This window comes from Pseudoalteromonas sp. MB47 (assembly GCF_011319765.1).
Classification (GTDB): domain Bacteria; phylum Pseudomonadota; class Gammaproteobacteria; order Enterobacterales; family Alteromonadaceae; genus Pseudoalteromonas; species Pseudoalteromonas simplex.
In genome coordinates, this window is sequence record NZ_VFBD01000026.1 from 132,232 (window position 1) to 155,917 (window position 23,686).

At 40.2% G+C, this 23,686-nt stretch carries 18 protein-coding genes; 8 read left to right on the forward strand and 10 right to left on the reverse strand.

Features of this window, described 5'->3' with window-relative positions; all coding sequences use genetic code 11:
* Positions 1-71: 71 nt before the first annotated feature.
* Positions 72-371: a hypothetical protein gene (locus tag IMPJCBKJ_RS14490; protein WP_166340800.1), complete on the reverse strand. Its 300-nt coding sequence runs from the start codon at positions 369-371 to the stop codon at positions 72-74.
* Positions 372-378: 7 nt separating this feature from the next.
* Positions 379-639 (reverse strand): DUF3081 domain-containing protein, encoded by a 261-nt coding sequence (locus IMPJCBKJ_RS14495; RefSeq protein WP_054554528.1) that lies wholly within the window; start codon positions 637-639, stop codon positions 379-381.
* Positions 640-841: 202 nt separating this feature from the next.
* On the opposite strand from IMPJCBKJ_RS14495, the gene IMPJCBKJ_RS14500 reads away from it, so the two are divergent.
* Together IMPJCBKJ_RS14500 and IMPJCBKJ_RS14505 are read left to right on the forward strand one after the other, a co-directional pair.
* Entirely contained in the window at positions 842-1,708 is an 867-nt protein-coding gene (locus IMPJCBKJ_RS14500) for a redoxin domain-containing protein (RefSeq protein ID WP_166340801.1), read from the forward strand.
* A 79-nt stretch (positions 1,709-1,787) separates the two neighbouring features.
* Positions 1,788-3,068, forward strand: coding sequence for a flavohemoglobin expression-modulating QEGLA motif protein (locus tag IMPJCBKJ_RS14505; RefSeq protein ID WP_166340802.1), 1,281 nt, complete (start codon positions 1,788-1,790; stop codon positions 3,066-3,068).
* Positions 3,069-3,151: 83 nt separating this feature from the next.
* Here IMPJCBKJ_RS14505 and IMPJCBKJ_RS14510 read toward each other — a convergent pair whose 3' ends face one another.
* The 6 genes from IMPJCBKJ_RS14510 to IMPJCBKJ_RS14535 all read right to left on the reverse strand — a co-directional run bounded on the left by IMPJCBKJ_RS14510 (position 3,152) and on the right by IMPJCBKJ_RS14535 (position 10,096).
* Positions 3,152-4,369 (reverse strand): type III PLP-dependent enzyme, encoded by a 1,218-nt coding sequence (locus IMPJCBKJ_RS14510; protein WP_166340803.1) that lies wholly within the window; start codon positions 4,367-4,369, stop codon positions 3,152-3,154.
* Positions 4,370-4,629: 260 nt separating this feature from the next.
* Positions 4,630-5,457 carry a hypothetical protein gene (locus IMPJCBKJ_RS14515; RefSeq protein WP_166340804.1) on the reverse strand — a complete coding sequence of 276 codons (828 nt, stop codon included), beginning with the start codon at positions 5,455-5,457 and terminating at the stop codon, positions 4,630-4,632.
* Between the two features lie 17 nt (positions 5,458-5,474).
* Complete coding sequence (locus tag IMPJCBKJ_RS14520) at positions 5,475-6,278, reverse strand: DUF1338 domain-containing protein (protein ID WP_166340805.1); 804 nt, start codon at positions 6,276-6,278, stop codon at positions 5,475-5,477.
* A gap of 40 nt (positions 6,279-6,318) precedes the next feature.
* On the reverse strand, positions 6,319-7,791 hold the full coding sequence (gene astD / locus IMPJCBKJ_RS14525; protein WP_138616541.1) for a succinylglutamate-semialdehyde dehydrogenase: 1,473 nt from the start codon (positions 7,789-7,791) through the stop codon (positions 6,319-6,321).
* Positions 7,792-7,809: 18 nt separating this feature from the next.
* On the reverse strand, positions 7,810-8,844 hold the full coding sequence (astA, locus tag IMPJCBKJ_RS14530; protein ID WP_054554521.1) for an arginine N-succinyltransferase: 1,035 nt from the start codon (positions 8,842-8,844) through the stop codon (positions 7,810-7,812).
* 46 nt (positions 8,845-8,890) lie between these two features.
* Entirely contained in the window at positions 8,891-10,096 is a 1,206-nt protein-coding gene (locus tag IMPJCBKJ_RS14535; RefSeq protein ID WP_138616543.1) for an aspartate aminotransferase family protein, read from the reverse strand.
* A gap of 204 nt (positions 10,097-10,300) precedes the next feature.
* Here IMPJCBKJ_RS14535 and IMPJCBKJ_RS14540 point away from each other — a divergent pair, with 204 nt between their 5' ends.
* Positions 10,301-10,729, forward strand: a complete 429-nt coding sequence (locus tag IMPJCBKJ_RS14540) for an Lrp/AsnC family transcriptional regulator (RefSeq protein ID WP_054554593.1) — start codon at positions 10,301-10,303, stop codon at positions 10,727-10,729.
* Positions 10,730-10,757: 28 nt separating this feature from the next.
* Here IMPJCBKJ_RS14540 and IMPJCBKJ_RS14545 read toward each other — a convergent pair whose 3' ends face one another.
* Entirely contained in the window at positions 10,758-11,684 is a 927-nt protein-coding gene (locus IMPJCBKJ_RS14545) for a hypothetical protein (RefSeq protein ID WP_054554519.1), read from the reverse strand.
* Positions 11,685-11,732: 48 nt separating this feature from the next.
* Positions 11,733-13,646, reverse strand: coding sequence for an EAL domain-containing protein (locus IMPJCBKJ_RS14550; RefSeq protein ID WP_166340806.1), 1,914 nt, complete (start codon positions 13,644-13,646; stop codon positions 11,733-11,735).
* Positions 13,647-14,585: 939 nt separating this feature from the next.
* On the opposite strand from IMPJCBKJ_RS14550, the gene IMPJCBKJ_RS14555 reads away from it, so the two are divergent.
* From IMPJCBKJ_RS14555 to IMPJCBKJ_RS14575, 5 genes are read left to right on the forward strand one after another with little or no spacing between them, the layout of a single operon-like run.
* Positions 14,586-14,885: an isoamylase early set domain-containing protein gene (locus tag IMPJCBKJ_RS14555; RefSeq protein ID WP_054551968.1), complete on the forward strand. Its 300-nt coding sequence runs from the start codon at positions 14,586-14,588 to the stop codon at positions 14,883-14,885.
* 8 nt (positions 14,886-14,893) lie between these two features.
* Entirely contained in the window at positions 14,894-16,870 is a 1,977-nt protein-coding gene (gene malQ, locus IMPJCBKJ_RS14560; protein ID WP_166340807.1) for a 4-alpha-glucanotransferase, read from the forward strand.
* Complete coding sequence (gene glgB, locus IMPJCBKJ_RS14565) at positions 16,870-19,107, forward strand: 1,4-alpha-glucan branching protein GlgB (RefSeq protein ID WP_166340808.1); 2,238 nt, start codon at positions 16,870-16,872, stop codon at positions 19,105-19,107. Before malQ ends, glgB begins: the two co-directional genes overlap by 1 nt.
* Positions 19,097-21,154 (forward strand): glycogen debranching protein GlgX, encoded by a 2,058-nt coding sequence (gene glgX, locus IMPJCBKJ_RS14570; RefSeq protein ID WP_166340809.1) that lies wholly within the window; start codon positions 19,097-19,099, stop codon positions 21,152-21,154. The genes glgB and glgX overlap by 11 nt, the downstream gene beginning before the upstream one ends.
* Positions 21,147-23,669, forward strand: coding sequence for a glycogen/starch/alpha-glucan phosphorylase (locus IMPJCBKJ_RS14575; RefSeq protein ID WP_138616555.1), 2,523 nt, complete (start codon positions 21,147-21,149; stop codon positions 23,667-23,669). The genes glgX and IMPJCBKJ_RS14575 overlap by 8 nt, the downstream gene beginning before the upstream one ends.
* Positions 23,670-23,686 lie beyond the last annotated feature (17 nt).

Sequence of the window (23,686 nt, forward strand, 5' to 3'; positions counted from 1 at the left end):
TTCTCGTTATTTCAAAATGGCGCTAACCTAGCATTTTTTACCGGACAGATCATGTTTTAGCGGTGGGAGAACTAATAGGTACGTTCCAAAATGCCCTTGTACAGCAAGGGATAGCGGCGCAAACGTTTGCCAATGTAATCATCGGCTAGAATTTGCGCACAGATTTGCTCTACATCGTTACTTGCTTCAAATACCCAATCAAAGCGCTCAATAGCTAGTAGAAAACCACGCTTGAGGAACTGTTGTTCACGATAGTAACTAAGGTTTTCGCGAATGATACCTAACTTATCTGGGTTAGATTTTAGCTCATTAATAACTTGGTTAATAAACGCTTGCTGTTGCTTTGACTCAGCTTTTACCCGTCGTTTCATTACTTCTTTACAGTTCCTGTTCTGCGATATAAAGCACTTTCTTTAAAAAGTCCTCTTTGTTCTTTTCATGTTGATAGTCAAGGTGATAAGTATTGTGAAAACCAAAGCGCAGTAACACGCCACTGCCTTTTAGATAGACCGTATAACCATCGATATCCGAAAAAGCGCAAATACCCTCATAAAGCTTTCCATCTTCATGGTCTTCACCGTGTTGAATGATTTTTTCATACACTGAGAGGATCAATTTACCGTCTAGTTCATTTTTCATGATGACTCCTTTTTGAAGTAATACGTTTCAGATCTATAAAAAGTTTAGTGCTATTTTATGTAGGTATTAATTGTGTTGTTGTATTTTTAAAACCTTACTTTGCGATAAATCAGTAAAATCACATTTAGATAGCAGATGTCGAAAATTTACAATATTTTCTCTTACCTTAAACTTAAGATAGATTTTATTTGAGGGACACACAATGAAATATAAGTTTATACCCCTGATACTACTAACAGGCTTGTTGCTTGTAAGCAAAAGCATATTAGCAAATACAGCTCCCCTGATGTTAGAAAATGAAGCGGGGAAAATAGTTAAACTTGACAGTTACTTAGGCAAGAAGCCCGTTTACTTAAAGTTTTGGGCGACTTGGTGCAAGCCATGTATGGAGCAAATGCCACATTTTCAGCATGCATATGAGCAATATGGCGATAAAATTCAATTTGTGGCTATTAATATTGATCTCAATGATGATGCAGACGCTGTTGCTAAGGTTAAAGAGCGTTTTTTACTTACTATGCCAATTTTTACTGATCACACAGGGCAAGTTGCTAAACATTATGAATTTATGGGCACCCCTTTTCATGTATTGATTGATAGTGATAAAAAGGTGATTTTTCAAGGCCACGAAGCTGATAAACCGCTTGATAACACATTACGTTTGTTATCACACAATGGCAAAGTTGATGAAGCGCGCTTATTAAACGAAAAGCAAGGCCAATCCACTCCTTTGCTTATTCCGAACAAAGGAAAAAAAGCCGTATTATTTACCGCAACATGGTGCGACTGGTACTTAGCCGACACGCGCCCTGCAATGGCAAAACAGTGTGAATTAGCACAGCAACATGTTAATCAGTTGGCAGAGCAAGGAGTTGATGTCGAGGTTAAAGTGAGTCAACTGTGGACTGACCAAAGCGCAGTGCAAGAATATGTTGATAAATTCTCTGCAACTATGCCGGTTTCAATCGATTATGGTAATGATTTATTTATTGAAAATGGCATTAATTCGGTACCCAGTTTACTTCTCTACAACGACGGAAAATTAGTCTCTAAAAAAGCTAAATTTTAATTAAAAAACGCTTAATTTTGCTTTGTAATTATGCAAATTTAGCCTATGCTCTAGGCTCATTACACAGTGAGCCTAGAGCATGATAGATAAGGCATTATTAGCAAAAACCCGCGAGTTATCTGACCGATTAATCGCATTGCAAACACCCATTCGTATCCTTGATGCGATTAATTGGGATAAACAAATAAAAGAAGAGTTTTTTAAGCATAAGTGCCAAAAGAACCCAACGGTTGATCAAGCCTATTACCAACAGCGTGATCTTGGTTTTGTACCAAGCGAGTTGCGCCGCGCGTTTTCTGATTTAAATCGCGATATCATCAGCCAGTTAGGGCAATTAAACCCAATTGCGCAATATATGAGCAAAATGTGTACTGAATATAAAACCGTACTTAGTATGATTGAATATCGTGGTACTCCTGAATTTCATGATTTGTCTGTTGAGTTGTTTGGTCATCCAAAAGATTTATTCCATGCTGGAGAGCCTTCACTTTCTGAACTTGCAACCATGCTTGAGCAGCCGCTAAAAAGCATGCTTGATGCTGATATCTTGCCTGATGATCCAAAAAACATTGATGCAGAAGATGCAGTAAAAATTTTAGCATCACAAGTAGCTCAAACGATGCCGGGCATCGACGTTGAGGTTATTCTGAGTGATGGTATTGTGAGTGATGCTGCGGCAGGTGCAAATAATATTAAACTTAATCAAGATGTTAAATTTTCTCAAAGAGAGCTAGATATTCTTGAGGTGCATGAAGGCTGGATCCATGTTGGGACCACGCAAAATGGTCTTGCTCAGCCTTATTTAACCTGTTTAAGTAAAGGCACTCCAAGCTCTACGGTCACCCAAGAAGGCCTTGCGGTATTGACCGAAATTATTACCTTAAAGTCAACGCCGCGACGTTTAGCAAAATTAGTGAACCGTATTCAAGGTATTACTAAAGTCATTGATGGCGCAGAATTTGTTGATATTTATCGTGATTATGTAGCGCAAGGGTTGAGTAAAGACGAAAGCTATACACTTACTCAACGCGTGTTTAGGGGCAGCACAGCAACAGGCTTACCTTTTACCAAAGATATCGCCTACATTAAAGGTTTTGTGTTGGTGTATAACCTTATTCGGGTTGCCATTCAATTAGGCCGAATTGATCAATTGCACTTATTATTAGTCGGTAAAATCTCAATTGATGATTTCAGGCTGATATCGCAATTACATGATTTAGGTGTGATTGAAGACCCTAAATTTATACCACCACATTTTAAAGATTTACGAGGCCTAGCAACGTGGTTAAGCTTTGGCCGTTTTATTGGTAACTTGTCGTTTGAACAATTAGAAAACGACTACAAACCACTGTTTCTTTAAGCAAAAAAAATGCAGCTGGAATGAGCAGCTGCATTTTAAGAGTTAAAGCATGTTGCCTTACATGCTTTTAGTCGAGGAAACGATTAACCGGTGAGTGCGTCAACCTGCACTACATCATTCAGTACGATAACTTTTGCACGTTTGAAGAAGTTAAAATCTGTTGCAGTTGCTAATGTGTAAGCACCCATCATACGGCTGATGATTAAATCGCCATTGTTTAATTTTGGTAGCATGATTGATTCACTTACTACGTCGATGCTATCGCAAGTCGGGCCTGCTAACACGGACTCAACACGTTCGTTTGATTGTTTGAACGAGTCGATAGGGTACGAGGCTTCATCAAACAATAAACCACTGAATGAGCCATAAATACCATCATCTAAATAGTACCAAGGCTTACCATCACGCACTGCTTGACCCATGACCGATGCAACACTGGTTACAGCACTGGCTACAATAAAGCGACCTGGTTCAGCAATTACGCGAACTGTCTCTGGTAACTGTGCTAAGGCATCATTAATAGGCGCACAAAATTCCTCAATTGGCAGCACGTCTTTGTTGTAAGGCACAGGGAAACCACCGCCGATATCAAGCGTACTAAGCGCAGGTAAGCCTAATGCGGCTACGTCGTTAATCACTTGGTTACATGCAGCAATAGCAGTGACATACTTAGCCGGACTTGCTGTTTGCGAGCCAACATGGAACGACAACCCTTTGATACGAATACCTAATTGTTGCGCATAGCTAATGATTTCAATAGCCATTGCTGGGCTACAACCAAATTTTTTCGATAAATCAGCGAATGCTTCCGCATTACGAAAACTTAAGCGAACAAGTAACTCAACCTGGTCTTTGTATGCAATGAACTTTTCTAATTCGTTGATGTTATCAACCACAAACACATTACAACCGTAATCAAGTGCATCACGAATATCACGATCACGTTTGATTGGGTGCGTGTGAATAGTACGATCACTTGGTACGCCTTGGCTGGCGACTAAGTCAACTTCACCGCTGGTTGCTAAATCAAAGCTGGCACCTTCTTCTAAAAGCGTACGAACAACCGCAGGATGAGGAAGTGGCTTTAATGCAAAGTGTAAAGCAACGCCAGGTAAAGCACGGCTTAATGCACGGTATTGATGACGAACAGATTCACAATCAAGCACCATTAATGGCGCGCCATGTTGCTCAACGAGTTGCTCAATAAATTGGTTTGAAGGTTGTGCTACTGGTTCGTTTGCAGCAACCGATGCTGCAGGTACTTTGATTGTTAAGTCTTGTGTAAGTGTTGAAATAGCCATTTTACTCTCCGGCAATTAAGCAACTGCTCGGAAAAAAATGGAAGTCCGAGTCAGTTGAGTGTTATTAAGCGCACAGTTTTTTCTGTGCAATCAAATACACTCTTGGATAGTTGCTCTATCGCCTTGCTACAAACAGGGTTTGTAATGTACTCGGATTGGCTATCATCAAGAAGCGGCGAGATAATAGATCTGCGTTTTTATTTGCGCAAGTGTTTTTTGATAATATTTTGAGTTATTTTTATGCAAAAGTTAGAGGCTGCTTAGTCGTTTTGAAAGAGTATTCCATATTCGTTTGTGTAAATTTTAAGCATTGCTTCTGCGTCGCTAGGATCGTTCATTTGCTGGTGGAGTTCTTTGATATAAGCAGCCATTTCTACCTTTTGCATATAATCATTTATAAGCGACATAGCTCGATAACCTTCTGTGTTTTTACTACATGTAAAAAAGCCATTTATAAATTCTGGGTATTCAGCAATACGTCTTGATGTGAGTTGGTTTAATTCATGAGCTGGAATGTGTACATCAAGTGTTTGTTTGTATGCAACGATGTAATCAATACGTTTGCTGAAAAGTAGGCGGCTTAATTGCAAAAAAGCATTTTCACCGTAAATCGTTGCGACATTGAATTTTTTATCAGCGAAAATGCTATCAAGTTCGCGGTAACTAGTTGAGCCAACAATCCCAAAGCTAGCTTTGCTTTTTAGTAGCTCTGTAACAGAAACAGGCTCCGAACCTGACTTTAAGGTACTTTTAAGGGCGTATAAACGACGCTGTACATGCATGTACGTGGGTATCGTCGAAAATATCATAGCTTTCGATCGATTTTGGGTTTTGATGGCATTGTAAGTGCAACTAGCTTCGTTACCAGATAAGCGTTTTAATAACCGAGCATGATTTGTTATTTCGACATCTATATCGAATTCATCTGCAAGGGCTGGTTTGATTACAGCATTTAGGTGACGGTTGACACTATTTTTGTCAAATTCATTAGCAAAATATGCATGAGACAGAATTGTTAGCTTAGGCTTTTCTGTTGCCGTAGCAGTGTTTAGAGTAAATAAAATTACGATAAACCCAATTAGCCTCATACATAAACTCTTTTTAGTTATCGAGCATTGGTGCTCTCAAAAATTTTGTCAGCTGATGCTGCCACAAAACCTGTGTATAGCTCGCCATCTGGTTTTGCGTAACGCAGAGCGAACTCATAAAAACAACTCGGTACGGCAACAACACCATCACTAAACTCAACTTCGCTGTCATCAGCAAGGGTTGAAGATTGCTCAAGTAATACTTCTGGTGAACCTTTGATTTCGCCGCCAGATGTATTTAGCGCAAAACCCGCATCTTTAAGTGCTTGGTTTACACTTTCGATATCATCGAATTTTGCTAATTCATTGATGCTCACCGTAAAGTGATTAGCACGGTAACCCCATGCTGACATCCATGCTGCATATTCACTTTCTGCGAGCAGTTTTTTGTAAGTGTCTGAACTTACTTGCCAGTGCGTACCTGAATACAGGAAATTATCGGCTGTAACAGCGTTTTCGTCAATCTGTGAAACCATGTCGTTGACAATCGTTTGCAGCTCTTCTGAACATTGCTCAACAAGTAATTCAGAAATGAAAACTTTAGGTTGCTTAGGATCTGAGTGTTCGAAGTGCTTTGCGTATAGTTTTTTCGCTTCGAAGTGGTACTCGCCGCATTCTTTGTAGCCAACTGCTAAAAAGTGCGCTGCTAGTTTTTCTAACCCGATTTTTTCATGGTTAAAAGTACGTAAAGCAATGTGATCGTTAATCACGTCATCTTTTTGTGTTGAGCCAAGTAACTCATGTACTTTTACCGCCGATGGCGTAACTGATAAATAGTTGTCCCATAGGTTTTCAAATAGGGCGTTTACATCTGTGTGCATGTTTAATTCCTTCGATTAAGGCGGCGAGGCCGCCAAACAATTATTCAATAATTAAGCCCGGCGCAAGGGTCTGTGGTAAGTTAACTTTTTCGGCTTCAACAGAAGCAACAGGGTATGCACAGTAGTCAGCAGCGTAATAAGCGCTCGCTCTGTGGTTACCACTGGCACCAATACCACCAAATGGTGCAGCGCTAGATGCGCCTGTAATTGGTCGGTTCCAGTTAACAATACCGGCACGAATACGTTTTAAGAAATGCTGGTAGTCATCGCTATCATCACTTAATAAACCAGCAGATAAACCAAATGAGGTGTTATTTGCTTCATTAATCGCGCTATCGAAATCTGTGTAGCGATAAACTTTGATAAGAGGACCAAAGTGCTCTTCATCAGGCATATCTTTAACAGCCGTTACATCAATAATACCAGGGCTTACAAAACCAGTGCCCGGCTCAAGATGCTTAAGTTCTACAAGAGAGGTTGCTCCCATATCAAGCAACTGCTGCTGAGCTGCAACCATACCTAGTGCTGCTTTTTCGCTGATCATTGCACCCATAAATGGTTGATCTTCGCTAAAGCTGTCGGCGACTTTAATTTGTTTTGTTGCAGCAATTAATTTTTCTAAAATTGCATCACCATTTGCCGAGTTCTCGATAAATAAACGACGAGAACAGGTACAACGTTGGCCAGAGGTAATGAAACCAGACTGAATAATGTCGTGAACAGCCGCACTTACATCTGCGACATCTTTTACGATCAGTGGGTTATTACCCCCCATTTCCAGCGCTAAAATTTTACCTGGGTGACCTGCAAATTGCTTATGTAATAGGTGACCTGTATTTGAGCTACCCGTAAAGAATAAGCCATCAATATCTTGATGAGAGGCAAGTGCAATACCTGTGTCTACTTCACCTTGCACAAGGTTGATGACACCGGCTGGTAAGCCTGCTTTAAGCCAAAGTTTTAAGGTGAATTCAGCAACATGTGGTGTTAGTTCTGATGGCTTAAATACAACGGTATTACCCGCTAAAATAGCTGGCACAATATGGCCATTTGGTAAGTGACCCGGGAAGTTATAAGGGCCAAACACTGCAACAACACCATGTGGCTTATGACGAATAAACGCTTTAGCGCCAGGCATTGGGTTTTCTGTGGTACCCGTACGTTCGTTATAGGCTCTGATTGAAATGGCGATTTTACCCGTCATTGCACCTACTTCAGTACGTGTTTCCCAAAGCGGTTTACCTGTTTCGCGGGCAATGATCGTTGCAAATTCTTCGCTATGCTCTTTAAGCTCTGCAGCAAAGTTTTCAAGAATAACGATACGCTCTTCAAGAGTCATATCAGCCCAGCCTAGCTGCGCACTACGAGCTGCTTTTATTGCATCAGCGACTTGTTCAGCTGTGGCTGTTTTACCTTGCCAAACAACCTCGCCATTACTTGGGTTGATTGAACTAAAATCATGACCAAGGCCTGCTTGCCATTGGTTATCGATAAGTTGAGTTGTGACACTCATTTTAAACTCCTTAAGCGGTTACAAACGGAAAAACCGTGCTGCATCCCCTTGTTTTAATTTAAGTGCATCTGCCACTTCTTGGCTGACGATTAATGTGTGCTTAGCGTGGTTATAATGAGCATGCTTGGTGAATGTGGCTCTAAAATCATTTACGCCTTGGTTGCAAATAGCTAATGTATCTGAGCTTTGCTCATTGATATGCGCAAGCTCACCAATGCTGATAGGGCAAACTTGTGACTCACGGACACTGCGAATATTGCCAAGCTTTGCTTCTACCGTTGGCCCTGCATCGAATAAGTCAACATAACCACGGTGCTCAAACCCTTCCTTTTCCAAAAGTTTAAGCGCAGGCTTGGTTTTTTCATGAACCTTACCAATCACAGCTTGTGCTTTTTTGCTCAGTAAGTTGGCATAAATAGGGTACTTCGGCATTAACTCGCTGATGAAAACTTTATCGCCTAAACCAACTAAATGGTCAGCCTGTGGGAACTCAATGCTAAAAAAGTGTTCTTGTAACCACTGCCAAAAAGGTGAATGGCCATCTTCATCACTTACACCACGCATTTCTGCGATGATGGTGTCAGCAAAACGCTCGCTATGCTGGGCCATAAATAAAAAGCGAGAACGCGATAAAAAGCGACCTGTTAAACCTTTGCGGTTTTGCTCACGTAAGAACAAGGTACAAATTTCAGAGCAACCAGTGTAGTCATTACACATACTCAGAATATCAACCGTGTTATATACATTGAGAGTAGGTGAATGGTGAACAGTTTTACCTTGGTGGTAATGATATAAAGGAACCGACATTCCTACAGCAGCTTCGATAGCCGTTGTGCCGATAACATCACCCGTTTTACTGTCTTCTAAAACAAATAAATAGGTTTCGTCTTGTGGTTTATTAATGTCTTTTGCAAAACTGCGTTCTGCGCGTTCAATTTTTTCTTGTAGTAAATTGTCGTCAACTGGTAACGAGGTAAAACCATGACCAGATTCAACAGCAATTTGTTTTAACGCAGCAAAATCATTTGCTGTTATAGGACGTAATACTTGCATTAAGTGCACTCCAATGGCGCATGCTTTAAGCATGCGCCAACTAGGATTAACCGTTTACAACGTCTGCAACCGCTTTTTCAAAGCGAGCTAACCCTTCTTTGATATCCTCTAGAGGAATAACTAAAGATGGCGTAAAGCGCACAACGTTTGTACCAGCAACAAGGCTCATTAAACCGTGCTTAGTGCTTGCTACTAGGAAATCACGTGCACGGCCTTCAAATTTGCTGTTAAGTACTGCACCTAATAATAGACCTTTACCACGTACTTCACTAAATACGTCGTATTTTTCGTTGATTGCAGCAAAGCCATCGCGTAACAGCTGTTCGCGCTCTTTAACACCGGCTAGTACTTCTGCTGTGTTAACAGTATCAAAAGCAGCTTCAGCTACCGCACATGCAAGTGGGTTACCGCCGTAAGTAGAACCATGTGTACCTACTTTTAAATGCGCTGCAATGCTTGCTGTTGTGATCATCGCACCAATTGGGAAGCCACCGCCTAACGCTTTTGCTGTTGTTAGGATATCTGGTGTTACATCTAAGCCTTGGTATGCGTATAAATCACCTGTACGGCCAACACCTGTTTGTACTTCATCAAAAATAAGTAAAGCATTGTGTTTATCACATAATGCGCGAACACCTTTGATAAAATCGCTCGTTGGCGAAATGATACCGCCTTCACCTTGTAGTGGTTCCATCATTACGGCACAGGTGTTGTCACTGATAAGTGCTTCAAACGCAGCTAAATCGTTATAATCACAGTGATCAACAGCAGCAGGCTTAGGACCAAAACCGTCTGAGTAAGCCGCTTGACCACCTACGGTAACAGTGAAGAATGTACGACCGTGGAAACCTTTGTTAAACGCGATGATTTGGTTCTTTTGCTCGCCATGTACATCTAATGCCCAACGACGCGCTAATTTTAATGCCGCTTCGTTAGCTTCTGCACCTGAGTTTGCAAAATATACTTTATCTGCAAATGTAGCATCAGTTAACTTTTTAGCTAGGCGAAGCGCAGGTTCGTTTGTCATTACGTTTGATAAGTGCCAAATTTTTTCGCCTTGCTCTTTTAGGGCATTGACAAGCGCTGGGTGACAATGGCCTAAACAATTAACGGCAATACCACCTGCAAAATCGATAAATTCTTTACCGTTTTGATCCCAAACACGTGAGCCTTCACCGCGAACAGGAATAACCTCTGATGGGTTGTAGTTTGGTACCATTACGTCGTTAAAAAGTTCTCTTGTTACTTGCATTTATTACACCTAAATCTGGCTTAGTATGAAAAAAGTTAAATTGCAAAAAATAGGTCAGTTAAGCCGTTCCTGCCTAATTAAGCACGATGAGATTATTTTTCTTATCTATTTTTCTTATTATCTGGGTTAGGAACTTAAATTTGCAGTGCTATTTTGTGAAAAATGACTAAAATAAAAAGCAAATTAACGAAAAGAGTAGTCAAAGTGATAACTTCACAAGATGAAAAACTATTAGCTATCTTAAGAACCAACGCGCGTGCGAGTATTTCAGACCTAGCGAGGGCGCTTAACTTATCGCGCTCAACAGTTCAAAGCCGAATGTTAAAATTAGAAGAAACAGGGGTGATCAAAGGCTACAGCGTAGACTATGGAGATGCTTATTTGAGCCAAATGGTATCAGCCCACGTTTCGATTAAAGTGAAACAAAAACTGACCACCAAAACGAACCTTGAACTAAAGCAGATTGATGCTATTTCACAGCTCTATGCAATTAGCGGTGAATTTGATTTGATCGCCGTTGTGCAAGCTCAAAACCTTGAAAAGTTAAGCCACTTGTTAGATGACATTGGTAACTTAGATGGTGTTGAGCGAACAACGTCGTCGGTGATTTTAGAAACGAAGTTTAAGCGTTAACCTTTGATTTAGTTTTTGCCTATAGAACTTAATTTGTATCAGCTTGAGGCGCTTTGCGGATGACCTTCTTTTCGACTTCATCAAGCTTTATAACATAGGCATTACCACCAATGCCTTTAAACTCTTCGTCTGTAAAAACAATCGTGTTGTCATCGTAAAAAGTGATGGCTTCTTTTTGCGTAACAATACCTAAATCAATACGTGATACATCCCCAGAAAAAAACTTATCACCCCGAAAGTTCTCAAATAACCAAATACTGGTGGAATCAAGTAGAACCAACTTAGTTCTATCTGGGCTAAGCGCCGCGGAAGTGATCCAACAAAGCTTTTCCATGGTGGTGCAAGTTTTGAACGAATCAATTAATTCAGCATCAAAATTAGCTGCATGATCGCCAACTTTGTAAACTTTAGTAATGCCATCAAATGGCTCAGTTCGATTTTTGGTAAATAGATACAAATGTCGCCCTAAGGCTACAAAGGCTTCTAAATCAAAATTTCGCTGATCAGGTTGGATGGGGCGACCATCCATTTCGGGGTATGTAAACTTGATAATCTCTGCTTCAGTGGTTTCGCCTTTAATATCGATTGGATTTTCGATTTTATAAATGGTTAACCATTTTCGGTCGTTTTTGTTATTGCCAAAATCACCCAAAAAGAAATGACCAAATTTATTTTGCGTCATATCTTCCCAATCAATGTTTTTAGCATTGGTTACCAAGATTTCTTTTGCAATAGACCCATCTTGATTAAGGCGGTACAACTTGGGTTGATCGCCACTGTCGTTTATGGCCCAAAGTCGATTAAATTTATCAAATTCAATCCCTGAGATTTCTTTGACTTTGGGGTCTACAGACAATCTTTTCTTGCTATAGAGAGTGTAAATAGATGAACCAATGAGTAGGCTAGTGATCGCAAAGGAAACTAAAAAAATGGTTAATAGGCTTTTTTTTAACATCAACTGGATAAAAGTACAGATTAATAGCTGGGATTATAGCGGTTTATGCTATTTTTGTATATTCCAAACACCACGGCCGGTGGCTGATATAAAGTTTAAGTTATCTTGCAAAACTTTGTGCCCCACATTTAAAGATGACTCTGGGTGACTTATCAAATAACCTTGAATACTGTTGATACCCATAGATTTTACCAATTCAAATTGTTTTACATCTTCAACACCTTCAGCCACGACTTTTAAACCGAGCTTAGCACCTAGCTCGCTCACAGAATGCATTATTTTATGGTATTTAGCGTTATCTTTAGCTTGCGATACGAATAGACGATCTAATTTAATAACATCAATTGGAAGATCTGCAAGCGTACTTAACGAGCTAAAGCCAGTCCCAAAGTCATCAATTGCGATAGTAATACCTTCTGCACGCAATTGTTCAAGTGTTTGAATAATCTTATTGCTTGCTTCAATAAAAGTAGATTCAGTGATTTCAAGCATTAATGCGTGGGCAGGGAGGCCTGTTTTTGATAGTTTATCCATAACCCAATCATAGATATTGCAATGCTTTAACTGTACTCCTGAGATATTTACAGATATTTTAACTTTTCTCATACCAGCGTTGTACCATGCCGACATTTGCCTACATGATTCGAGCATTATCCAGTCTCCAAGCTCTAGAATAATATTCGACTCTTCTGCGATCGGAATAAACTCCTCAGGAGAAATAAGTCCTTCTTTTGGGTGCTCCCACCTAACAAGCGCTTCAAAATAATCAATGGCGCAGTCATCAACATCAACAATAGGTTGAAACGATAAATGAAAATTTTCGCTTGCAATTGCAAGACGCATTTCGTCAAGTAAATAATGATATCGCCTAATTTTCTTGCCCATATCAGGTGAATAGACTTTAAAAATGCCTCGACCATCGGTTTTTGCTCTATACATAGCAACATCAGCCATCTGTAACAGTGATTGTGGTGTGGCTGCACTATCTGGGTAAACCGCAATGCCTATACTTGCACTAATTTTTATTAGTTTATTACCTAAAACGAAGTCACGTTCTATTTCGTGTAAAACATTTTGCGCTACATCTAAGGCTCTATTTTTACATTCTTTAAGGTCAATAAATATCGAAAATTCATCACCACCTAGTCGGGCTAAGTTTTGATCTAGTTGGCTCGTCGGAGATAAGTTAGATAACTTATGGTGTCGCATTATGCTACTTAAGCGTGATGCGACTTGCATTAGAATTTCATCTCCAAAACTATGACCAAAAGAATCATTTACTTGTTTAAAACCATCTAAGTCGATAAAAAGTAATGCGCAACGATATTTTTGTCGCTCTGCGATTCTAAGTTGTTTGGCTAAATGCTCTATGTATGCGTGGCGGTCAAGCAGGTGAGTGAGCTTATCTTGAAATATACTTATTTCAGACTCTTTAGTGTAGTTAGTGATATGCGTGCGAAGAGCGTCATAGTTGACGCGGAGTTGCTCAATATGCGGTTGTTTAGCTGTAGAGCTGGTAGCTAAGTTGAGACTTTTAAGTAAATCAGATGCTTGAGTATTAAGCAATTTGAGAGTGTAACTCTCATTTCGAGTTTGTACTCTTATATTAACTATCCAGCTTACTGCCATTATCAATAATAATAGTATAATTATATTTATTGGAGCTAACAGTGTAGATAATATTATATCTGATGAAAGTGCCGCGACAGTCAGTCCTTGCTCAGAATTTATTACTATATAGGTTTCATTCTCTTTTCTTATTATGTTTTGCCCACTTAATAAAATATTATACCAAGCCGTTTTTGTTATCTGCGATTCTACACCAGTTAAATAGTACAGCTCTATTCCGCTATCAATATAATTTAAATCATTAATTTTTTTTGTTAATAAGATACTCATCCCATAAGCGAAAGCAATTATAGTAATAATAATCGTGAATGAAGTTCGTATTGCATTTGTCATCTAGAGTACCATTTTGGTGCATTTTTATAAGTTGTGCTCACCTTTATAATGTCAGTAATTATATTGTTACAGATAAGTTAGCAAAAGCGTTTTATTGATAATGGTGTTTAGATTGGTACAAAATGTGAAAATTCACATCGTTTAGAGTATAAGCTCTATTTGTGGGGTGGTAGTGAGCTAATAATATTCGCTTAGCGTTTACGATGTAAAATAAATTTACTTCACTGGAAAAACGTCCGGTTTTAAATTTTTAAAAGGTTTTTATTTTTATTTTAAAGCTGGGTCTGATGTTGGTTTGATAACTAGTTTTAAATTTTAAATTTACGATTTTGTACTTATTGTTTTTGTCTTTCTGCTTGGGTAGTTTTTAAATAAGTTAATTGGGTAGTAAAAATTAACGGTTGGTTTTGCTTTGTTTTGTAGGTTTTTTCTGGAAGGAATACGATTTATATATGTCTCATATAGATTTATATAATTTACCTTACAGAAACAATGTAATTTATTTTTGTAAATTATATGCTTATATTTTTTACGAAATGAAATAGTGTCTTTTTAGTGTTTTTGCTCTAATTGTTCACTTCAATTTAATTCACTTTACCCAACCCAATTTGTTATCTACTTTTTATAAGTCATTACGAGAGTAGATAAAACATACTGAAATTAAAGTGTATTTTATCATCAACTTGGTTCAGTTATTGCTCGTAATAATACAGCAATATGATTGTTGTAATTTTTGTTTAATTTACGCACTATCTTGGTGCGAAAAATAAACAGTTGCACTGTCATAATGCGTAAATATAGGTTTGATTTACTTAATGAACTTGATGATTTGGTAATCAAGTTTATGAAACCTGGAACGCACAGCCTCCGCTTATAGAGTCGTTGAATGCGGTACTGTGGCAAGGATTAATTTACCAATTGGTTGAATTGGAGCCCACTATGCTAAGCAAACGTTTTTTTAAAACTAAAGACGAAACCGAAGTTACTTTTGAATTTAAGCATCCTGATGCTGAAGATGTGCAATTAGTTGCGGAGTTTACAGATTGGCAGCCTGTGCCAATGAAGTTCAATAAAAAAGAGCAAGTTTTCAAATGCAAGCAGCGTTTACCACTTGATCAAGAGTTTCACTTCCGTTATCTAATCAATGGCGAGACATGGGACAACGACCACCAAGCTGATGGTTATATTCCTAACGGTTTTGGTACTGATAACAGCATTGTTAATACCCAGCGCGCTTAGGTGTTTTGATGCACTCACTTTCTCAGTTATATTACCTGCATGGCATAGGCTATGAATATACTAAATACACTGGTGAGCATGTTATTTTCGATGAAAGTACACGCAAGCAGGCGCTTAGTTGTTGCGGTATAAATACCCAAGATTCTGATGTAATAAACCAACTTAATTTTGCATTAGATGCAGGTACTTGGCTGAACTTGTTGCCTCATACAAGCATTATTGAGGCACACCATCCAATTTTGAAAGTACGCGTTGATGAGCGTTTATTAACACGCTCATGTACTCTAAGCGTGCCTTCGCTTGATATTCATTTTACTTGTGAAAACTTGCAAGGTTTAGCTGTACTAGGTGATTACGGCTTAAACGGCATTCGTTATCTTGAGCTTGCATTGCCAGTTCCTGAAATGCCAATCGGTTACCATGATGCACTCATTACAGTGGCAGATCAGCAAGCTCATAGTCAGCTATGGATCACACCTAAAGAAAGCTTTTCTATTGATGATAAAAAGCGTTTGGGCTTATCCATTCAGCTTTATAGCTTATGCAATGAAGAGGGGTTAGGAATTGGTGATTTCGCTGATTTAACAAAACTTATTAAAGCAGCCGCGACTAACAATATGGATTATGTGTTGCTTAATCCGCTGCATTTACTGTTTGAACACAGTCCTGAGAGGGCGAGTCCTTATAGTCCAAATAGCCGAGCGTTATTGAACCCGCTGTATATTGCTGTGTCTTTATGCGAAGACGCCAAAAATAATAATGCACTTGATAAATTATTGGCAAATAAACCGCAAACCGATGCGACTTACATTGATTATACATCGGTTAGTGATTTTAAATATCAAGTGTTTAGCTGTTTATATCAACAATTTTGTGAGTTTGCTTCAGAAGAGCGAAAACAGCAGTTCGCTCGTTTTTGTGAAACCCATAAACACAGCCTGTCGACCATGTTGGTTGGCGACCGTGATTATGCTAGCTATTTACAATGGCAAGCTCACCTTCAATTAAATATCTGCCAGCAAGCTGCCCGTGATAGCGGTATGGCAATTGGCCTTATTAATGACTTAGCCGTTGGCTGTGCAGGTGATGGCAGTGAGTTCAAGAGCCAAAATGAGCTATTTGCCGAAAATGCACATGTTGGGGCTCCGCCTGATCCTTGGGCTGAACATGGTCAGAATTGGGGCTTGCCGGCACTGAATCCACAAAAGTTAAGTAAAGACAACTTTGCTTTTTATCGCTCACTTATCCGCGCCAATATGGAAGATGTGGGTGGTCTTAGAATTGACCATGTAATGGCAATTCGCCGTCTTTGGTGGTGTTTTGAGAATAATTCCCAGCAAGATGGTTGTTATGTTTATTATCCGTTTGAACAGTTATTAGCAGTGCTTAAAATTGAATCTCATCTTAATCAATGCGTCGTAATTGGTGAAGATTTAGGTGTGGTACCTAATGAAGTGCGTGAAGCATTAAAAGCAAGTGCAATCTATTCAAATGGGTTGTTCTACTTTGAAAAAGATTATCAAGGCGAGTTTTTAGCGGCTGAGCATTTTGCGCCTCATAGCCTTTTAATGATAGCCAACCATGATGTACCACCATTCAAAGGCTGGTGGATTGGCCACGATATAACGATTAAACAACAATATGGTTTGCTTGATGATGAGCAAACTCGGGCTCAATTCGATGCGAGAAACATTGAAAAGCATCGTATGCTTAATTTTATCGCACGAGAGTCACACCAGCATTTATCGTTAGAAACAGATGCCTTTACGGTTTATGAAGCGTTGGCATCCTCATTAGCGGCAGCACCAGCAAAGCTATTTACTATTCAAATAGATGACTTAGATCAGCAAATACTGCCTGTAAATATCCCCGGTACTGATAAAGAGTACCCAAATTGGCGGCGTTTATTGTCGCGTCCAGCTGCGCAGATTATCGAAGCGCAACAGTCATTCTTAGCCAATTTAATTTCGATAAGGAATCAATAATGCGAAGTCGTGTTCGTCAAGAGCAAAGTGCACAATCTGTTATTTATCAAAAACAAATCGATGCATTAGCCAGTGGTTGTTTTAGAGATCCTTTCAGCTTTCTTGGGGCGCATAAAAGTGGCCCTACAAGCTATGAAATTCGTTGCTTTTTGCCTGGCGCAAGCAAAGTTTCGATTCTGCTTGGCACAGAAAAAATCGTTGCGCAGCAACAAGGTGATAGTCATTTATTTGTCGCAAATATCAAATCAAAAACGAAGCCTGTCTACCAGCTGGATGTTAGCTATAGCAATGAATTTACTCATCAACAATATGATGAGTACAGCTTTGAAAGCAGCTTAGATGAACAGGCAATGTATCTGTTTAATGAAGGCAGTTTAGAGCATGCGTATCAACATTTTGGTGCACATTTTGTGACTCAACAAGGGGTTGATGGTGTTCGCTTTACAGTGTGGGCGCCGAATGCCAGTAGTGTATCGGTTATTGGTGAATTCAACTATTGGCAGCGTAATCGTCATTTTATGCGTTTTCATCCTGCCAGTGGGGTATGGGAGTTATTTATTCCTGGGCTTAAAGAGCATCAATGCTATAAATTTGCTATTACCACTCTAACAGGAGAAGTGCTTGATAAAGCTGATCCATTTGCGTTTAAGATGCAACAAGCACCGGGTACAGCGTCAGTGCTACAAAAGCTAAAAACAGGTATTCAGCTTTCTGAAAGGGCGTTAGCAAATCGTGCAAAACGAAACAGTGTTGATGCGCCTGTTAGTATTTATGAAGTGCATGCGGGTTCTTGGCAAAGACGAGATGACGGCAAGCGCTATCTCACATGGCGTGAACTTGCTGATAATCTTATTCCTTACACTAAAGAGCTTGGCTTTACGCATCTACAATTAATGCCAATCAGCGAGTACCCATTTGATGGTTCTTGGGGTTATCAACCCGTTGGATTATTTGCCCCGACCAGTCGCTATGGCAGCTTTGAAGATTTTGTTTACTTCGTCGAGCAATGTCACGAAGCCGATATTGGCCTTATTCTTGACTGGGTACCTGGTCATTTCCCAAGTGATCCTCATGGTTTACATCGTTTTGATGGCACCCATCTATACGAACACGCTGATGTGAGACAAGGTTTTCACCCTGATTGGAATACCTATATCTACAATTATGACCGCGCAGAGGTTCGTAGCTTTCTGATTGCGAATGCAATGTACTGGCTACATGAATTTGGTATTGATGGCTTACGTGTGGATGCGGTTGCCTCAATGCTTTATTTAGACTACAGCCGTGAAGAAGGGCAATGGGTTGCAAATCAATACGGCGGCAGAGAAAACTTAGGCGCTATTGAGTGCTTAAAACAAGTCAATATGCGCTGCTATGCAAAAAATCCGGGCATTATGATGGTGGCTGAAGAGTCAACTGCGTGGCCGGGTGTTACGCGCCAAGTTGACCATGATGGTTTAGGTTTTGGTTATAAGTGGAATATGGGGTGGATGAATGACAGTTTGCATTATATGCAGCGCGATTCCCTTTACCGTTCGCATCACCACCACGAAATGACCTTTTCGATGGTTTACGCCTACAGCGAGAACTATATTTTACCGCTTAGCCATGATGAAGTGGTGCATGGTAAAGGCTCATTAATTGAAAAAATGCCAGGGGACGACTGGCAAAAGTTTGCAAACTTACGTGCATATTATGCCTTTATGTGGGCGCATCCAGGTAAAAAATTATTGTTTATGGGTGCTGAAATCGCCCAGCGTAAAGAGTGGAATCACGACCAATCGCTTGATTGGCATTTACTTGAGCATATTAGCCACAGTGGCATGCAGCAAACGATTAAAGATTTAAATGCTGTTTACACTAGTACGCCAGCTTTATACGAGCAAGATACCAGCCCAGCAGGTTTTGCTTGGCTCGACAGCAACAATGCTGAGCAAAGTATGTTTAGCTTTATTCGCTATGCAAAGAAAGCAGAAGATTTTGTGGTTGTGATCTGTAATTTAACGCCACAGGTGTATCACGACTACGTGATAGGTGTGCCAAAAGCTGGTACTTATCAAGTTATTTTGAACACAGATAAAGCGGACTATTTTGGTTCTGGCGTTGATGCAACTAGTCACGCAGAGCAAATCATCGTAAGCCAAGCGATTGAAAGCCATGGCTTTAATCAAAGCATCAGTGTGTCTTTGCCTGGTCTTGCGACAATTTACCTTAAGAAGGTGAGCGATGAGTCATAGTGTTGAACTCGAAGTTGGGGTGAGCTCGCCTTTAGGGGCATCTGTTGTTGATGAGGGCGTAAACTTTGCTGTGTACGCACCACAAGCACAACATATGTCTCTGTGCTTATTTGATAGCAGTGGTCATTCAGAAATTCTCACCCTAGCGATGCATATGAACGAAGGCGGTATCTGGACACTAAAAGTGAGCCCTCTGAAAAGTGGCGCCTTGTATGGCTTTCGCGCTGATGGTGAGTACGCACCCGAAAAAGGACTATTTTTTAATAATCACAAATTGCTGTTAGACCCTTATGCGCATGATTTATATGGCGAGTTTACGTGGAGTGAACGTCACTATGGGCAAATGCCTGTAGGAAAGTTAAGTCAGGTTAATAATGCCATTGATATGCCAAAATCTCGAGTCCGTGAGTTGGCACCTTACACAGGTAAAAAGCCGAATCACAGCTGGGGTAAAACGGTTATTTACGAATGTCATGTAGTTGGCGCAACCTGTCGTCATCCTGAGATCCCAAAATCGTTACAAGGTAAGTTTTTAGGTTTAAGCCATCCTAGCTTTATTGAGCATTTACGCACTATTGGGGTGACTTGCCTAGAATTATTACCTATTCATGCATTTATCAGCGAGCAGTTTCTTACCGCTAAAGGTTTACAAAATTACTGGGGCTACAACACACTTAATTTCTTTACTCCACATAAAGAGTATCTCGTTAATGATGATATTAGTGAGTTTCAAGAAATGGTGGCAGCGCTTCACAAAGCGGACATAGAAGTAATACTCGACGTGGTTTATAACCACACTGCAGAGGCGGGCACAGATGGGCCTATTTTATCACTACGTGGTTTAGACAATTTAGGTTATTACCGCACTGTTGCTGATAAACCCCAGCATTATATTAATGATACCGGCTGTGGTAACACGGTAAATATTGATTCGCCTCGTTCTTTACAGCTGGTACTTGATAGCTTGCGTTATTGGGTTGAAGTGATGGGGGTTGATGGTTTTCGTTTTGACTTAGCAACCATTTTAGCGCGTAACCCGAATGGTTTTAATCAGGCGCATGCGTTTTTCCAAGCGATTAATCAAGACCCTGTATTAAGCCAAGTTAAACTCATTGCAGAGCCTTGGGATATAGGCCCAGGAGGTTACCAATTAGGGGCTTTTCCGGCACCGTGGCGTGAATGGAATGATAAATATCGCGATACGATAAGACGCTTTTGGAAACAAGAACAGGGCGTAATTGGTGAGCTTGCAAAACGTTTACATGGTTCGTTTGACTTGTTTGAGCATAACCTACGTGGGCCACTTAACAGTATCAATTTTATCACTAGTCATGATGGTTTTACGCTTGCTGATTTAGTTAGTTACGAGAATAAACATAACGAAGCCAATGGCGAGCAAAATCGTGATGGACACAGTGACAATCACTCATTCAATTGTGGCGTTGAAGGGTTTACCAATGACCCACAAGTGAGCAAATTACGCTTACAGCAACAAAAAAATATGCTGTTAACTTTGTTGCTTTCTAAAGGCGTGCCTATGCTTTCATTAGGAAGCGAAATGGCACACTCACAAGGTGGTAACAACAACGCCTATTGTCAAAACAATCGCACAAGTTGGCTTGCATGGAAAGACTCACAATTTAGTCATCCTCTTACACGTTTTATTGACGATGTTTTGCGCATTCGTAAGCAGTTCAGCATTTTTAAACACCGCTTTTTTGTTCACGACAATGACCCGCGTTATGACGTCGCGTGGTTCACTGAATCAGGCACCAATATGCAACAAGACGATTGGCATCAAGGCGATCGCCAGGTGCTGATATACAGCCTGACTGACAAGCACACAAATCAAGCTTTATTGATCATATTAAATGCAGGATCAGAGCCTGTAACTTGCCAACTTCCTAACTTAGATAAAGGAAAATGGCAGTTAGCGCTGACCAGCATTCATCCAATGTCAACTCAGTTTGTTGACAAGGAACACGAGATTGCTGCAATGAGCAGCTGGGTTTTTACCGCCAATTCAGAGGATCTTAATCATGGCTAAAAATGCCGATCAAGTATGTGTTGTTAAGGGCTGGCAGGATGCGCCTACAGTTGATGAAAGTACCTTAGACGATGATTTATCACGCCATTTTTATTACACCCTTGGACGTGACAAAGTAGGTAAATCACAACTGTATTTATACCATGCATTAGCATTAACTATTCGTGACCGATTAGTTGCTCGTTGCCGAATAACAAAACAGCAAATTCATGAACAAAAACGCCGTAAAACAGCTTACTTGTCACTTGAATTTTTAATGGGCCGCGCCCTTGGCAATGCGATTTTAAACTTAGATTTAGATGAGCAAGTAGCTAAGGCGTTGCAAGAATACTGCACCGAACTTGAGCAAGTTGCGGAGGCTGAGCATGATGCAGGTCTAGGTAATGGTGGCTTAGGGCGCTTAGCTGCATGTTTTTTAGATAGCTGTGCAAGTCTTGCATTACCAGTGGTTGGCTATGGTATTCGTTATGAATATGGCATGTTTAATCAAGCTATTGAAAATGGTCATCAAATTGAACAACCAGATAATTGGTTACGCGAAGGGCACCCGTGGGAGCTGAGTGCACCTGAGCAATCAAAACGCGTAAAATTCTTCGGTCATGTTGAAAGCTATACTGATAAACAGGGTCGTGAACACCGTCAATGGCTAGATTCTCATGATGTGTTAGCTGTTCCTTATGATGTGCCGATTCCGGGTTACAAGAACGATATTGTAAACACCCTACGTTTATGGAAATCAGAAGCCACTGACGAATTTGATTTAAGCGAGTTCAATGCGGGTAGTTACTCAGAAGCTGTAGCGCGTAAAAACTTAGCTGAACAAATCACAATGGTACTTTACCCAAATGATAGTAGCGAGAACGGTAAAGAGCTGCGTTTACGTCAGCAATACTTCTTATCATCGGCGAGTCTACAAGACATCATTGATACCTGGGTTAGCAAACATGGCGAAGACTTCTCTGACTTTGCTGATTACCATGTTTTTCAATTAAACGATACGCACCCAAGTATTGCTGTTGCTGAGCTTATGCGTATTTTGGTTGATGAGTATGAGCTAGATTGGCAAGAAGCGTGGTCTATCACGACTAAGACCATGGCTTATACAAACCACACTTTACTTCCTGAAGCATTAGAGAAGTGGTCAGTATCTTTATTTGCCCGATTACTACCGCGTATCTTAGAAATTATTTATGAAATCAATGCGCGTTTCTTAGCCGAAGTTGCGTTAGCTTGGCCTGGTGATGTTGAAAAACAGCGTGCACTGTCACTGATCGAAGAAGGCCCTGAGCCGCAAATTCGCATGGCATATTTAGCGATTGTGGGTAGTTATTCGGTTAATGGTGTGGCTGCACTTCACACTGAGCTGCTTAAAGCCGGCTTATTTAACGAGTTTTATCAGCTATGGCCAGATAAATTCAATAATAAAACCAATGGTGTAACACCGCGTCGTTGGTTAGCACATTGTAACCCAGAGTTGGCTAAACTGCTTAATCAACACATTGGTGATGAATGGGTTGCTGACTTTAGCAAAATTAGCCAGTTACGCCGTCTATATGACGACCCTAAATTCCATAAACAATGGCAAGCTGTAAAGCACACTAATAAGCAACGCCTTGTTGAATTAGTAAAAAACCGCTGTGGTGTACAGTTTGACGCTGAAATGATGTTTGACGTGCAAGTTAAACGTATTCACGAATATAAGCGTCAGCTATTAAACGTACTGCACGTTATTCACCTTTACGATCGTATTCGCCAAGGCGATACAGCAAACATTGTTCCTCGTTGCGTGCTACTGGGCGGTAAAGCTGCACCAGGTTACTACATGGCGAAGAAAATTATTAAATTAATTAATAACGTAGCAGAAGTGATCAATAAAGATCCGCTTGCTAAACCGTATTTAAGAGTTGCTTTTTTACCTAACTACAACGTAACAGCCATGGAAACTATTTGCCCAGCAACTGATTTATCTGAGCAAATTTCTACAGCAGGTAAAGAAGCATCTGGCACAGGTAACATGAAGTTCATGATGAACGGTGCTTTGACTATAGGTACGTTAGATGGCGCTAACATTGAAATTCGTGATGCAGTGGGTGCTGATAACTTCTTCTTATTTGGTGCACGTGCAGAGCAAATTGACGATATCAAAGCACACTATAATCCTGAGCAGATTATTCACCAAACTGACAGCCTCTATAAAGTAATGCAATTACTTGAGAGCGGTCATTTTAACCTGTTTGAGCCTAATTTATTTGACGACATTATTGCGGCGATTAAGAGCCCGCACGATCCATGGTTAGTCGCTCATGATTTTGCCAGCTTTGTAGAAGCGCAAGAGCAAGTTGAACAAGCCTACTTAGATACTGCTCACTGGACAAAAATGAGTATTTTGAATACTGCAGCCAGTGGCATGTTTTCGAGCGATAGGACCATTAGTCAATACAGTGACGACATCTGGCATTTGGAGCCATTAATGGATACTAGTGCACAGCAAAACACACAGAAGAAAAGCAGCTAGCTTAAGACGGAGAGAGT

What these genes read in the sequence shown, in the direction of transcription:
- IMPJCBKJ_RS14515 (WP_166340804.1), bottom strand. Translation starts at nt 5,457, where the DNA reads ATGAGGCTAATTGGGTTTATCGTAATTTTATTTACTCTAAACACTGCT.
- IMPJCBKJ_RS14490 (WP_166340800.1), bottom strand. Translation starts at nt 371, where the DNA reads ATGAAACGACGGGTAAAAGCTGAGTCAAAGCAACAGCAAGCGTTTATT.
- IMPJCBKJ_RS14500 (WP_166340801.1), top strand. Translation starts at nt 842, where the DNA reads ATGAAATATAAGTTTATACCCCTGATACTACTAACAGGCTTGTTGCTT.
- malQ (WP_166340807.1), top strand. Translation starts at nt 14,894, where the DNA reads ATGCACTCACTTTCTCAGTTATATTACCTGCATGGCATAGGCTATGAA.
- IMPJCBKJ_RS14550 (WP_166340806.1), bottom strand. Translation starts at nt 13,646, where the DNA reads ATGACAAATGCAATACGAACTTCATTCACGATTATTATTACTATAATT.
- glgB (WP_166340808.1), top strand. Translation starts at nt 16,870, where the DNA reads ATGCGAAGTCGTGTTCGTCAAGAGCAAAGTGCACAATCTGTTATTTAT.
- IMPJCBKJ_RS14575 (WP_138616555.1), top strand. Translation starts at nt 21,147, where the DNA reads ATGGCTAAAAATGCCGATCAAGTATGTGTTGTTAAGGGCTGGCAGGAT.
- astA (WP_054554521.1), bottom strand. Translation starts at nt 8,844, where the DNA reads ATGCAAGTATTACGTCCTATAACAGCAAATGATTTTGCTGCGTTAAAA.
- IMPJCBKJ_RS14495 (WP_054554528.1), bottom strand. Translation starts at nt 639, where the DNA reads ATGAAAAATGAACTAGACGGTAAATTGATCCTCTCAGTGTATGAAAAA.
- IMPJCBKJ_RS14555 (WP_054551968.1), top strand. Translation starts at nt 14,586, where the DNA reads ATGCTAAGCAAACGTTTTTTTAAAACTAAAGACGAAACCGAAGTTACT.
- IMPJCBKJ_RS14520 (WP_166340805.1), bottom strand. Translation starts at nt 6,278, where the DNA reads ATGCACACAGATGTAAACGCCCTATTTGAAAACCTATGGGACAACTAT.
- glgX (WP_166340809.1), top strand. Translation starts at nt 19,097, where the DNA reads ATGAGTCATAGTGTTGAACTCGAAGTTGGGGTGAGCTCGCCTTTAGGG.
- IMPJCBKJ_RS14545 (WP_054554519.1), bottom strand. Translation starts at nt 11,684, where the DNA reads ATGTTAAAAAAAAGCCTATTAACCATTTTTTTAGTTTCCTTTGCGATC.
- IMPJCBKJ_RS14535 (WP_138616543.1), bottom strand. Translation starts at nt 10,096, where the DNA reads ATGCAAGTAACAAGAGAACTTTTTAACGACGTAATGGTACCAAACTAC.
- IMPJCBKJ_RS14510 (WP_166340803.1), bottom strand. Translation starts at nt 4,369, where the DNA reads ATGGCTATTTCAACACTTACACAAGACTTAACAATCAAAGTACCTGCA.
- astD (WP_138616541.1), bottom strand. Translation starts at nt 7,791, where the DNA reads ATGAGTGTCACAACTCAACTTATCGATAACCAATGGCAAGCAGGCCTT.
- IMPJCBKJ_RS14505 (WP_166340802.1), top strand. Translation starts at nt 1,788, where the DNA reads ATGATAGATAAGGCATTATTAGCAAAAACCCGCGAGTTATCTGACCGA.